Source organism: Microcoleus sp. FACHB-SPT15 (assembly GCF_014849525.1).
Classification (GTDB): Bacteria; Cyanobacteriota; Cyanobacteriia; order Cyanobacteriales; family Coleofasciculaceae; genus Symplocastrum; species Symplocastrum torsivum.
Genome location: NZ_JACJNU010000012.1, coordinates 50,104 through 63,119, shown reverse-complemented (window position 1 = coordinate 63,119; position 13,016 = coordinate 50,104). Strand labels below are relative to the sequence as shown.

Annotated in this window: 10 protein-coding genes; 6 read left to right on the top strand and 4 right to left on the bottom strand. The window is 48.1% G+C overall.

Going from position 1 to position 13,016, the window contains the following annotated elements; translation table 11 throughout:
• Positions 1-153 precede the first annotated feature (153 nt).
• Entirely contained in the window at positions 154-1,131 is a 978-nt protein-coding gene (era, locus tag H6F98_RS04895; RefSeq protein WP_192217548.1) for a GTPase Era, read from the top strand.
• Positions 1,128-1,346, top strand: coding sequence for a hypothetical protein (locus tag H6F98_RS04890; RefSeq protein ID WP_199348295.1), 219 nt, complete (start codon positions 1,128-1,130; stop codon positions 1,344-1,346). Before era ends, H6F98_RS04890 begins: the two co-directional genes overlap by 4 nt.
• Here the strand turns inward: H6F98_RS04890 and xylB are convergent.
• Together xylB and H6F98_RS04880 are read right to left on the bottom strand one after the other, a co-directional pair.
• Complete coding sequence (gene xylB, locus H6F98_RS04885; protein WP_192217547.1) at positions 1,322-2,764, bottom strand: xylulokinase; 1,443 nt, start codon at positions 2,762-2,764, stop codon at positions 1,322-1,324. The genes H6F98_RS04890 and xylB overlap by 25 nt on opposite strands.
• Before the next feature lie 20 nt (positions 2,765-2,784).
• Positions 2,785-8,490, bottom strand: a complete 5,706-nt coding sequence (locus H6F98_RS04880) for a PAS domain S-box protein (protein WP_192217546.1) — start codon at positions 8,488-8,490, stop codon at positions 2,785-2,787.
• 382 nt (positions 8,491-8,872) lie between these two features.
• On the opposite strand from H6F98_RS04880, the gene H6F98_RS04875 reads away from it, so the two are divergent.
• Together H6F98_RS04875 and H6F98_RS04870 are read left to right on the top strand one after the other, a co-directional pair.
• Positions 8,873-9,178 (top strand): hypothetical protein, encoded by a 306-nt coding sequence (locus H6F98_RS04875; protein WP_192217545.1) that lies wholly within the window; start codon positions 8,873-8,875, stop codon positions 9,176-9,178.
• A 271-nt stretch (positions 9,179-9,449) separates the two neighbouring features.
• On the top strand, positions 9,450-9,665 hold the full coding sequence (locus tag H6F98_RS04870) for a hypothetical protein (RefSeq protein WP_192217544.1): 216 nt from the start codon (positions 9,450-9,452) through the stop codon (positions 9,663-9,665).
• 384 nt (positions 9,666-10,049) lie between these two features.
• Here the strand turns inward: H6F98_RS04870 and H6F98_RS04865 are convergent, their stop codons facing one another.
• Complete coding sequence (locus H6F98_RS04865; RefSeq protein ID WP_396810598.1) at positions 10,050-10,286, bottom strand: hypothetical protein; 237 nt, start codon at positions 10,284-10,286, stop codon at positions 10,050-10,052.
• Positions 10,287-10,456: 170 nt separating this feature from the next.
• Here H6F98_RS04865 and H6F98_RS04860 point away from each other — a divergent pair, with 170 nt between their 5' ends.
• Positions 10,457-10,600, top strand: coding sequence for a hypothetical protein (locus tag H6F98_RS04860; RefSeq protein WP_192217543.1), 144 nt, complete (start codon positions 10,457-10,459; stop codon positions 10,598-10,600).
• Between the two features lie 11 nt (positions 10,601-10,611).
• Here H6F98_RS04860 and H6F98_RS04855 read toward each other — a convergent pair whose 3' ends face one another.
• Positions 10,612-12,258 (bottom strand): CocE/NonD family hydrolase, encoded by a 1,647-nt coding sequence (locus tag H6F98_RS04855; RefSeq protein WP_192217542.1) that lies wholly within the window; start codon positions 12,256-12,258, stop codon positions 10,612-10,614.
• A 102-nt stretch (positions 12,259-12,360) separates the two neighbouring features.
• On the opposite strand from H6F98_RS04855, the gene H6F98_RS04850 reads away from it, so the two are divergent.
• On the top strand, positions 12,361-12,999 hold the full coding sequence (locus H6F98_RS04850; RefSeq protein WP_192217541.1) for a Uma2 family endonuclease: 639 nt from the start codon (positions 12,361-12,363) through the stop codon (positions 12,997-12,999).
• Positions 13,000-13,016: the final 17 nt, after the last annotated feature.

The following is a 13,016-nucleotide window of genomic DNA, read 5'->3' as shown; positions in this document are numbered from 1 at the left end:
CTATAGCTGGGTCGATCTTAGCATCGGCAACCGTGGTGATAGGAAATGCAAATCTCTTGTATCGTTTATTCACTAACAGAGTTTGTGCGGCATAAGAGCTAACGCAGTAGATTGAAGGAAGCAGATCGGAGATTTCTCAGCGACGGGCACAGCATGGAAGACGACGACAACACAGATTTTTCTTTAGAAGGCGACCAAGGTAACGTTCCTGAGTGGTCGAGTATTCCCCAATCCCCGGCAGGATTTAAATCCGGCTTTATTGGCATCATTGGACGCCCCAATGTTGGTAAATCAACGTTGATGAATGAGTTAGTGGGACAAAAAATTGCGATCACATCTCCTGTAGCACAGACAACACGCAATCGCTTGCGGGGTATCCTGACGACACCGGAAGCGCAGCTAATTTTTGTCGATACACCAGGGATTCATAAGCCGCATCACCAACTGGGTAAGGTGTTGGTGCAAAATGCCCAGATTGCAATTGAATCGGTGGATGTGGTGTTATTTGTGGTGGATGGTTCCGTAGATGCGGGAGGAGGCGATCGCTTTATTGTTGACATCCTTTCCCGCACTCAGACACCAGTAATTCTAGGTATCAATAAAGTTGACGAGCAACCCCCCAGCTACGAGGCAATTGATGCTAGTTACGCACAACTCGCTGCACCGAACAACTGGCAGATAGCAAAATTCTCTGCCCTCACCGGTGATGGACTAGAAGCACTGCAACAACTACTAATCAATCACCTAGAACCAGGGCCATACTACTATCCTCCTGATTTAGTCACTGACCAGCCCGAACGGTTCATTATGGGGGAATTAATTCGGGAGCAAATCTTGCTGCTAACTCGAGAGGAAGTCCCCCACTCAGTAGCGATTACGATTGATGTGGTTGAGGAGGAACCGACAATTACCCGGATTCTTGCCACGATTTACGTTGAGCGCGACTCCCAAAAAGGAATTGTAATTGGCAAAAAGGGCAGTATGCTCAAAAGCGTTGGCAGTGCTGCCCGTGAACAAATGCAAAAACTGATTGCAGGTAAGGTTTACCTAGAACTGTATGTGAAAGTGCAGCCCAAATGGCGGCAATCTCGCCTCCAGTTGGCAGAGTTGGGTTATCGAGTAGAGGATTGACATCTCAGATGGGTGGTGATGCGGTGGCTGTTGTTGCCGATGCAACCGTATTCGATCAGGTGAATGCCGTTGCCGTCAGAGCGATTCAAGTATTTGGACGGTTGGATACCTGGGTCCATGCGGCGGCTGTTAACCTCTATGCCACCTTTGAGCAGATTGCACTAAATAAAAAAGTGAGGGCAAAAGTACCTCAGGCTTTTTTAAGTCGTGGATAAAGGGATTGATATCGCATCCAAGCCTCTTCTAGGGCTGAATCTACTGATTGGGGAGTTGCAGCAAGCGTTGGTGTGGCTGCCAGTTTGATCGTGTCATTAGCATCTGCGTATACACCAATTCCGATACCCGCCAGTAAAGCAGCACCCCGCGCGGAAGCAGCAGCAACGGTAGTTGCATAGAGGGGTATTCTTAATACATCAGTCAGTAATTGTTTCCAAGGCATTTCCGCCGTTCCACCGCCAGCTAAACGCACTTCTGTCGCTTTAAAACCTGTTGCCTCAAGTGCCTCAAAACCTTGTCGCAAGGCAAAAGCAACTCCCTCTAAAGCCGCCCGCATCAGGTGCGCCTGTGTGTGATGAAGTCCAAGCCCCACCCATGCCCCGCGCACATAAGGGTCAAGATGTGGAGTTCGCTCACCCGTGAGGTATGGCAAAAATGTCAACCCTTCACATCCTGGGGGAACAGAAAACGCTTTAGTATAGACTTGCTGCCAGCTCAAGCCGAGGATACCTCGCACCCACTCAAGCGCTAACCCCGCATTTTGCATTGCTGCAAGGCTGTACCACTGGTTAGGTACAGCAGCTCGATAGAGATGTGTACGACCCTGAGGATCGATAATGGGTTGGGAGCGAGGTGTAATGATTTGAGCGCCTGTGCCGATGGTTAGTTGAACCAAACCAGGCTCTAGTAGTCCGTTACCAAGTGCCGCTGCTGCCGTATCCGCAGCACCAGCAATAACAGGTAAGCCAACTCTTAAGCCAAGATGCTCTGAAGCATCAGTTGTTAGGTAACCTGCGATCGCACTAGAGGGGATAATTTTTGGTAACCAATCACCACGTAGATTCAGCGCTGAGATTGCATCCCCAGCCCAGTTGTCCGACACAACATCGTAAAGCAAAGTACCACTAGCATCAGATGGTTCGGTTGCAACTTCTCCAGTCAACCGTAACCGTAGCCAATCTTTTGGCTGGAGTGCCCAACGCGCTTCGGTGTAGACAGTAGGCTCGTGTTCTCGTAGCCACAACAAAGTTGAACCCGCCATTCCCGCCGTAATCGGGTTGCCCAAGCGCTCTAGAAGAGTGGCATCGAGCGAATGATAAGCGCTAAGCTCGGCACTAGAGCGAGTATCTGCCCAAAGGATAGCAGGACGCAGGGGCTGACCCGACTCCGAAGCTAGGACAACACCATGCATTTGTCCTGAAAGTGCGATCGCCTGTACCTGATCAGTGTGATTTCCCACTGCCTTCCTAACAGCCCCGCCAACAGCTAACCACCAATCCTCTGGCTCAGACTCAGCCCATCCGGGGTGAGGTGCATGAACAGGATAGGAGTTTGATGCCTCACCTATTGCGGTTCCGTCTGTCGCCAGGAGCAATGCCTTAGCAGAACCTGTTCCTAAATCTATGCCAAGCAGCATCAGGCTAGTCCTCAAATCATTCAATATCTCAGCAAACGGGCGATCGCTTTCACCAATTCCTCAGGTTCGACAGGCTTTGAGATATGCATCTGAAATCCGGCAGCTAAGGCTTGCTGCTGATTGATTTCTCCGGCATAGGCAGTAAGTGCGATCGCAGGAATCATACCTCCTTGTTCAGGTGACCACTTTCTAATTTGCCGAATCAGCGAATAACCATCCATCTCTGGCATCCCAATGTCACATAACAGCAGATCGGGGACAGATTGATTCAGGAGAGTCAACGCCTGTGCAGCCGAAGCGGCTGTTGTAACTTGTGCACCAGATTGCATTAAGGTGAATGCTGCCAACTCCCGCATATCTGCATCGTCGTCCACAACCAAGACCTGAATACCTGCTAAGTCTGTCGCACTTTCTGGGTGTCTGTCCTCAGAAGAGGGTTCCGGCTCTACGATGTTTAACGGTAGCCGGATGGTAAATGTAGCCCCTAAGTTCTGTCCTAAGCTGTCTGCTTGAACAGTTCCTCCATGCAATTCGGTAAAATGGCGGACGATCGCCAGTCCCAATCCTAATCCGCCAAATGTTCGGGTTGTTGTGCCATCTTCTTGACGGAAGTAGTCAAACACATAGGGTAAGAAGTCTGGACTGATGCCTTTTCCAGTATCTTTGACTTGAATCTGAGCATACGTACCAACTTGCTCTAGTTGCACCTCGACTCGCCCTCCGCTTGGGGTGAACTTCACGGCATTGGAGAGGAGGTTCCAGACTACCTGTTGGAGGCGATTTGTATCACCTGAAACCGTTCCTGAAACAGGATTGAATGTAGTCTGGATTTGAATGTGTTTGGCTTCGGCTGCCAGTCGTACCGTTTCCAGGGCGGCTTCTATCATTGCTGCTAGATTCACAGGAGCGACGTTTAACGTCATTTTTCCTTGCAGAATGCGCGAGACATCCAACAAGTCCTCAATTAATTGCGCTTGCAGCTTGGCGTTGCGTTCGATCGTTTCCAGGGCTTGCTGCGTTTTTGTGCCATCGAGTCGCCCAGTTCGTAGCAATTTTGTCCAGCCCAGAATCGGGTTGAGGGGCGATCGCAACTCGTGGGACAATACGGCTAAAAATTCATCTTTAATCCGATTAGCGGCTTCTGCTTTGGTGCGATCGCGTTGAGCCACCCGGTACAACTGAGCATTGTCGATCGCCAAGGAAGCACGACGAGCCAATTCCTCTGCTAGTTGCAAATCTGCCGAGGTGTACTGTCGTTCAGATTCGGCTGAGATAAAGGAAATGACTCCTAAAATTCGTGCCTGAGTTCGTAGTGGTACCGTCATTACAGATCTGAATCCAACCTGCCGCAGAATCTCTAAATGCTCTGAGTCACGCGCTGAGAGTACCAAAAGTTCATCGGGAATCTCCGGCACAAAATCAGGTTGCCCAGTTCGCAATGTATATGCAGCACCACGAGGGTCATCGGGGTTTAGTGGATACTTGTCTCTAATTTGATATGCCCATTCCAGTTTGGCAGGGTCGATGTGAGCCACCGCAATCTGCTCGATCGCACCATCCTCTTCTATCATGTGAACCGTACACCAGTCCGCTAATTCCGGCACCGTAAGCTGCGCGACTCGCTCTAGAGTCGTTTGATAATCAAGGGAGGAGGCAAGCACGGCACTTGCCTCAGACAGAAAGTGTTGGGCAAGCTCTAATCTGACGCGCTCAGTCACATCGACTACATAGACTAGAACCCCTTCTACCTGACCATTTGAGTTAACAGTCGGAAGATAGTAAACGTTGTAGTAACCGGGACGGCGATCACTACGTCCGGGAACATTCACCGCGAAGTTCGGTGAAATGAAGGGATTGCCTGTGGTGTAGATCTGATGAAAGACTTCAACTAATTTGGGATCGGACTGACCAAAAAGTTCTGCAATGGATTGTCCTAAGTGTTGTTTGCGGGTTAATCCATTAATTTCTGCTAAGGCTTCGTTGATGGCAATAAATCGCTGCTGGGCATCTAACAGGGCAAGTCCAATCGGGGATGTATTAAAAATAGTTGCCAATTGGTGCTGTGCCGCTTCTGCCTCTGAACGGGCAATGCGTTCGCGCTCTAGTAGTTGTTCTCGTTCCTGTTCCGCTTGCTTGCGTTCTGTGATATCAATGACGGCTCCGATCGAATGCTTGGGATTTCTCTGACTATCATAAGTAAGCTGACCTCTCGCTTCGACCCAGTGAATGGAGCCATCTGACCAACGCAGGCGATATTCATGGTGATACTCCTTCTTGTCAGCTATGGCTTGCTGAAGTTTTGCCTCAGCTTCTGCTAGGTCATCAGGATGAACCCGACTTGCCCAAACCTTATAGCCCGGTTCGCACTCATTCGGTTTTAGCCCTAGTATCGTGAAGTGACCTTCTGACCAAAGCAAGGCATCGGTCTGCATATCCCAGTCCCACGTTCCCATGCGTCCGACCTTCAGCGCGAGTTGCAGGTGAGCTTCACTTTCGCGCAATTCCTCTTCTGAGCGCGATCGCTCCACGGCTAGCCAGGTTTTTTGAGCAATTCGCTCCATCAGCACCACATCTTCCTCCGTCCAGTGGCGAACAGAGGCCTGGTGCAACACCAACAATGCAACAAATCGCCCTTCTTTCACCAATGGAACACACAGGAGAGATTTGGTTTGAATGGCGTCAAAGCTAGCAGTCCCCGATCCGGCAGTCCGAGGATCGCGATCGACATCATCTACGACAATAGTTTTGCCCTCCTTTAGTTCAGCAATGAGTTCAGGGCCAAAGGAATCCATGTGATGGCTACCGACGATGCTGATTACACCATTGCAATAGTCGTGATCGACGATGACATATTCCTGAGTAGAATCAATTTCAGCGTAGGTACAGCGAGTAACTTGGAAGTGTTGCCCTGTGGAACAAACCACTTTCCACATAATTTCCTTGGGGTCTTGAATGGCACGAATCGCATCATTCAATTCGATCAGAAATTGCTGCTGTCTCTCCTTGTGCTGAAGTTCTGCGAGTAATTCCTCAATCTTTTGCCTTGCCCGCACCTGGGCTGTCACTTCAATGTTATAAATCAACACACCCTGAATGGTTCCCTCAGCATCCCGCCAAGCTGCAAAGATGCAGTGGAAAAATGCTTCTTCCAACACCCCATCGCTGTTCCGATCCCAGTAACTAGGTAACTCCTCCCGAATAAATGTTTCTCCCGTCCGGTAAACCTGTTCAAACGCTTCAAAGTAAATTTGCCCCTCTATCTCCGGGAAAACATCCCGTATTGATTTCCCTATAAGGTCTGGAGTGCGCCCAGTCCCTTGCAGGTAGGCGGGATTGGCAAATTCATACACAAGATCGGCACCTTTAACAATGGCAATCATGGCAGGCAATTGCATCAGGATGTCATGCAACCGCTTGCGTTCGCTTTCTGCTTCGAGTCGGGCAGATTGTTCTCGTTTTAAAAGGCGATCGCGCTCTGCTTCGATCTGTTTGCGTTCTGTAATATCAACCGAAACGCCAATCATGCGAACTCCTTGCCCCGTCTCATCCCAATAGACTTGCCCCTGACTGTTGAGCCAGCGCACAACGCCGTCTGGACAAATTACCCGATACTCCGGTGCGTAGGGCTGTTCTCCAGCCATTGCCCCTACCGTCGCTTGGAGCACCTGTTGTCGATCGTCTGGATGAATGAGCGCAACAAACTCTTCTCCCGTCCCTTCATGAAGACCCCAAACGTCTAGAGCATTAGCAGAACACACCACTCGATTGCTCTGCAAATCCATATCCCAGACAAACATCCGCGCTGCTGCAAGTGCTAACCGCAGGCGTTCTTCGCTCTCTCGTAATGCCTGTTCAACCTGTTTGTAATCCGTCACATCACGAGCAATACTCAGTACCGTTTCCACGGAGCCATCGCTGGCAAATTCAGGTACGATACGCGACTGATACCATCGACTACCCTTGAGAGTCGGAAACTTAAATTCAATCGTCTGTTCCTGCCCCGTTTCAAAGACTTGCCGCAAACTGTCATGCCAAACGCGATACATGTCTTCTGGCATTCCTAGATCAGCATTAGTCTTGCCAATAAATTGCTCTGATGGAATGCCCGTCGCCTGTTCTACAGAAGGACTGACATAAAGATGGCGAAACTCTGCATCAATTCGGCTAATAATATCCGGGGCATTTTCAGCCACCATCTTGAACTGTTGCTCTCGCTGCCGCAGTTGGCGTTCCAAGCGTTTGCGCTCCGTTAAGTCGATCAAGAAACCGACACCTAAATCGTTAGGTTCTCCTAAATAGGCAGTCCCAATTAAAACGGGAACGCGAGTACCGTCTTTACGAATGTATTCTTTCTCAAACGGCGCATGGCGACCAACTTGTTTCATCTGTGCCATTGCTTGCTCGTCTAAATGCCGAAACTCGGGTGGAGTAATCTCCAGGAAGTTTACTTCTCCCGATAAAACTTCTTCTCGCGTGTAGCCTAAAGTTGCTAGCCAAGCGTCGTTGACTTCCAGAATATTGCCTTGAAAATCGCCAACAATAATGCCAATGAGATTCGCCTCCAATAATCCTCGTAGCCGCGATTCGCTCTCGCGTAAGGCTTGCTCTACACGTTGGCGTTCGTGTAGCGCAGCTTGCTGTTCGCTCACATCTTGGAAGATAGCAACAGCTGCAACAATCTGCCCCTGGTTATCTAAAATTGGTGCTGAGTTGACGTTAACGAAAATGCAGTTACCATCATCTCGATGAATTTCTATCTCTTCGTTGGTAACGACTTCACCTGTTTTTAGCGATCGCACCAATGGATACTCATGAGGCGAATAGAGTTGACCATCTAAGCGAAAGATTTCACATGGAATAATGGGTGTATATTCCTCAAGCTCAAGCAACTGTTCGTAGCCATACCCAACAATTTGCTTGGTTTGTTCGTTCGCCAGAACTAATTTACCGGATGCCGCATCGGCAATCATGACTCCAGCAGGCATCTGTCGCAAAACGGCTTCAAATCGGGCGCGTTCAATTTCAAGCTCGTGCAACAACCGTTCTCGTTCTGCCTCCGCTTGCTTGTGATCGCTCACATCCCGAAAATAAACGGCTACCCCTGCTGTAGAGGGATAAGCATTCACCTCTAACCAACACTCGACAGGTTCCCCAAATTCTTCCCAGGAAACAGGAACATGTTCCATCACTGCCCGATGGAGTTCTCGATAGGCAATTCCACCGACTAACTCAGGAAAAACCTCGTTCCATACGTGCTTGCCCAGTAGCTCTTCTGGTGTTTTGTGCAGGATTTTAGCCGCTGCCCGATTCACGTAGGTGTAGTGCCAGTTGCGATCAAAGGCGACAAAAGCATCTGTAATGCTTTCAAGAATCATTGCCACCTTGCGCTCAGTTTCTTGGGCAGCGATCGCATCTGGAGCATTCTCTAATAAGGCTTCTAACTCCTGTTTCTGACGCTGCAAGATTGCGATCGCTTGCTGCTGTTCAAGAATCTGCTCCTGTAGCGAATTAATTTGAGCATCCGCCCCATTCTTCTCAGAATCAAGATGCTGTTCGCCTTCAAGAGTGCGGGCAAAGCGTTCAATGACTTCAGAGCGAGAATTTCCTCGCCTCTGAGCCTCTTTATCGAGCGATCGCCATGCTGTATTGGTCAGAGATACGCTAACTCGTTGTTTCGTCTCTGAGTGCCAATTGCTAACAAACTTGCCTGTGGCGTCGCGCTTCATGAATAGTCATCCGTATGCATACACGGTCTTCTCCATTCAAGCTAAGTTACTCCCTGAGGAGAATCCGCCTTAAGATAGATGCTTTGGCGAGAGGGAAGACGGCTTAGGAGGACTTAGACATTTTCTAGAAGATATAAGTAATGCCATTACTGTGCCTGCGACAATCGGACGAGCGTTCCTTTAGCACCGAACTCATGCAAACTAAGCAACTTGTCAGCAACAGTCTCGACGAAACGTGGCGACTGTACTAAATCTCCAAAAATCTGGAATCCTCCGAGAAACCCTGCCGTTCTAGCGCAGGGAGGGTGATTGTAGTATTTTGCAATGATCTAATGATGTTCACAGCAGGTAAGCTAATACTCAATTACAAGGCTTAATCACCATGACATTACTTGTAGTCGTTTTAGTTTCTGTTTACCTGCTGCTCGCTCAGTACTTTTTCAAGATCTGGCTAAGGTTTTTTGAGAGAGATACCGAGATGACGCTTGAGGAAAGGCGTTTGTCTTGGGTAGTTTTGTTTATAGCGACGCTTGCCTGGCCGCTTGTGGTTCCTATCTCTTATCTAACGCTTTTAGAAAAAAAACTAAAAAATCAGGAAGCGAGTTCGGGAAGTGACAAAGGAGTGGATATCAGTGATGATTCAGACATGAATCACTCAAAACACTGGACAGTCCATAGTTACAATTAGTGATTCAGAGCAGACAGTAACACTTGTGAAGGTCGCGTGCCTCCACAACTTACGGTCAACCTCACAATTTGAGTTTCTCAGGACTTATGCCAAATTCTCTATCAAACGCTATGTGGGGTAGGGTACGTTAAACAACGCACCCTGCTTTTGGAGTTGGATTGAAGTTGAAAGTGCATAGGGCAAAGGAACAAGCTTTATCATTAAGTTGCCTAAATTTCTCTATTAGTTAGCTGAATTACTCGTAGGCTTATGTTTAGCAAGAGAACGGCAGATGGTCAAAAAGAAAAAGACTGAGAGAATCTGGATCTACAAACGCACACCTGATGGTTGGGAAGTCTGTCTTGACGGTAAAACTAAAGGCATAGTTGTCAAGGACGGTCCTGCCGAAACTCCTTGGAGATGGAAATCGCAAGGCAAGAGTGAAGGGCTTCACCATACCAGGAATGAGGCAGCAGCAGCACTTTTGCAAGCTTACAAAGAAAGGTAAAAACAAGCCCCTGGACAACGACACCAGGGGCTTTGTGTTTGGGTGGGGTGCAAGCTCTAAGTAAACAAAAGTAATGGCTGATCAACAATTAAATAGCCTTAAGGGGGTGTCCAAAAATAACTCCACCATTTCGTGCCGGTAGGAAAGACTTGTGTCTGAGTTTCCAATGTCAGAAATTAAGGGAGCCAACACAGCCTCAATTATGAGAAATCTGAGTTCTGGATCTTTTTTTTCAGGCTAAGTCGCCCAGCTCCAGGCAAACATACCCGTCCCATTCACGCTTGAGGTGAAGGCAATCATCAGGGTGCATCTACCTCTGAACAACGTGCTTGAGTAATTAGGACTTGACAATGCATTGGGCGAGTCAGCTCTACCTCACTCACATTATTTGGCTGAAATTTCACGTACTACTTTTAGCCGTCCCCGTTTCAAGGCATACAGCAACCTATCAATTGAGGCTCTCTCCTGTTCGGCGAGTTCTTCCTCTAACAAGGCTGCCATTAACCCATATTGGTCGGCTAGTGTGATTCGACCAGAGCTACTAACTTGAGCGAATAAATCAGACATCGCGCCAGGGATAAGGCGAATCTGAGATAGCGTCTTCAAGGAGGAGTTTGACACTTTTGTTTTATAAAGGTTTAGTAAAGTAGGTATTTATACCATAAAGCCTTGACAAAGATTTATGAGAGATATGTATAAAAACTTAATAATTGCTATGTTTACGGTAACAAGTCTTTAGGCAGGTAGTCACGTTGTGATAGGACTTACGACAGCATTAGCACTTTAGATAGATGAGCGAAATATATATCTTTAAACCCCAGCAGCAACCAGAGGTGAAGCAAGACTCAGATAGTTTACCTATTTTAGATGTCTTAGCTGATTGGCAACTATCGGCGGCTGATTTGTTTGGATGGTTAAATGTTAAGAGACGTTAATGATTAGGGTGCTAAGAAGGACAAGCAGAAACCACAGGTAACAAAACCTGGGATGGTCGATCGCCTCCACAGCTTACGGTTAAAGTCACAATCTGAGCATCCATTAAGCGATCGCTTCCGAGTGGTGAACCTGTACCTGGATTCAAAGGATAGGCAGGAAAACAAGCTGCACTCAAACTAAGACGCAAGGAATTCCCCTTTGCAATGCAAGCACAAGTTGCTTGGAGTGATACTCGTAACGGTGTATTCTGACTCGACTCCACATGAAGATAACCCTGCGTCAGATTGTAAACATTGCCATTCGATCGCACTTCTGAGAGTATGGCGCATAGGTCATGGCTCGGTTGGTCGGCGCTACACCAAACTTCAACGGCAACCTCTCCGGCGAAATGCAAGTCTGCGGTTAAGGGTTCAGTAGTATAGGTCAAGACATCGGAACGACAATCTAAATGCGATCGCTCAAATGAACCAGAAGGTATCGAAGCATGACCCCCCAGTGCTGGAACAGGTCGCCAAGGGTCGTGAACCAAGACATCACTAGGACAATTATCTGGGTGAGTAGTCGTAAGGCTGCCTTCGTTCTCCCGGATACAGGCAAGCCCAGTAGTTGACAAAAAATAAGATTTCTGAGTTACATCAGGCCAGTTATCAAAGTTGCGCCAACGGTTACTGCCCATCTCAAAGAGGCGAACGGGCGGTTCCTCCAATAGTCCAGTATCTATACCTTTGAGAAAGTGATCGAACCACCGCACTTGCAACCAATCAACCGGATTAGTTGCCTCTAAACCAAAGTCAACTGCACCAACCTTGCGACACCAAGGCAGGTGTGTCCAAGGACCAATTAATAGTTGTTGGCGATAGGCACTACGGACGGTAATGTCTTTGTACAAATGGATATTGCCGCGCAGGAATGTATCGAACCATCCCCCAATGTGGAACATCGGCAAGTCAACGTCTTGCATGTAGTGCTTCGGGGAAATTTGCCTCCAGTAGTCATCGGGTTTTGAATGCTCTAACCACTCGTGATAGAAAGCGTTTGGTGCGAACTTTTTCAAGCATTCTGTGAGGCTGGGAATCGGGTCGTACTGTGGAAAATTGTGGGAAGCTGCATAGAGGGTGTAATGGGCAGCCGCATCTCCCTTGAGTCGTGCTGATTCTGCGGCAAGTTGAATTGCCCAACCTAGATTACTCTCTAAACAAAAGGCTCCCCCTTCATAAACCCAGTCGGTGTATAAGTCGTAGCCCATCATTGCAGGGCAGATGGTTTTGAGGGCAGGAGGTTTAGTAATAGCGGCATAAAGCTGAGTCATTGCCTGGTAGGAAAAGCCATACATTCCCACCTGTCCCGTGCTACCTGGAAGCGCTGCTGCCCAGTTTACTGTGTCCTCACCATCTTCTGTCTCGTTGACAAAAAGCTGAAATTCTCCTTGGGAGGTACCACGTCCTCGCACATCTTGAATAACGACAATATAACCTTGGGCAGCGTACCACGTCGGATGAGCATACACGACAGTAGATGCGATCGCTCTTCCATACGGTTGCCGCATCAGCAGCACTGGGAACTCTCCCTCAACATCGGGACGGTATATATCTGCATCTAGCCGCACGCTATCACGGGTAAGCATTGAAGCAGTTTCTTTCGGTCGAACCTTGAGCATGATGGTGCCTAGATCAACAATGAGCAAGTAGCGGGATTTCAAACGCCTACATAAATCTCGATATTATGGCACTAAGCGGTTATGCAAGGGAGCGATTTAGCCATGTTTGCCCTCGTCTCACCCGAAAGAATCCAACTTCCACCAGGAGCGATTGTGCATTTGCCTGCAACGTGGCAAGATTACCAAGTGTTGTGTCAGCAACGGGGCGATGGCTCCATTCCCCGGATGAAGTATCGAGATGGAGAGGTTTTACTGATGTCTCCTTTGCCCAAACATGGACGAGATGCTAGTCTGATTGCTGACATTATCAAAGTTCTTCTAGATTACACCGGACGGGAATATGACTCTTTTACTCCCGTAACGATGGAACTGTCAGAGGAAAGTGGCATTGAGCCAGACTATTGTTTCTACATCGACAATTGGGAAGCGGTTTCAGGCAAAGAGCGAATTGATTGGAGCAGCGAACCCCCACCAGATTTAGTTCTAGAAATCGACGTTACAAGTTATTCCAATATCAATGATTATTTGCCTTATCGAGTTCCTGAAGTTTGGCTATTTCGCAAAAAGCAACTATTGATTTACCAGTTGCAAGGGGCGGAATATAGTCTTCAGGAAAAAAGCCTCTATTTTCCTGAAATTGAGTTAAAAGAGGTGATTGCTCAATGTCTTCAGATTGCTTATGAACGTAACACTAGTGCTGCAATTCGTAACCTCAAGCAACGATTGGGTAACGGGTTATGATTACTCTAAATCCTTTG

Coding starts and splice junctions, on each gene's coding strand:
- era (WP_192217548.1), top strand. CDS start 154: ATGGAAGACGACGACAACACAGATTTTTCTTTAGAAGGCGACCAAGGT.
- xylB (WP_192217547.1), bottom strand. CDS start 2,764: ATGCTGCTTGGCATAGATTTAGGAACAGGTTCTGCTAAGGCATTGCTC.
- H6F98_RS04880 (WP_192217546.1), bottom strand. CDS start 8,490: ATGAAGCGCGACGCCACAGGCAAGTTTGTTAGCAATTGGCACTCAGAG.
- H6F98_RS04875 (WP_192217545.1), top strand. CDS start 8,873: ATGACATTACTTGTAGTCGTTTTAGTTTCTGTTTACCTGCTGCTCGCT.
- H6F98_RS04870 (WP_192217544.1), top strand. CDS start 9,450: ATGGTCAAAAAGAAAAAGACTGAGAGAATCTGGATCTACAAACGCACA.
- H6F98_RS04860 (WP_192217543.1), top strand. CDS start 10,457: ATGAGCGAAATATATATCTTTAAACCCCAGCAGCAACCAGAGGTGAAG.
- H6F98_RS04855 (WP_192217542.1), bottom strand. CDS start 12,258: ATGCTCAAGGTTCGACCGAAAGAAACTGCTTCAATGCTTACCCGTGAT.
- H6F98_RS04850 (WP_192217541.1), top strand. CDS start 12,361: ATGTTTGCCCTCGTCTCACCCGAAAGAATCCAACTTCCACCAGGAGCG.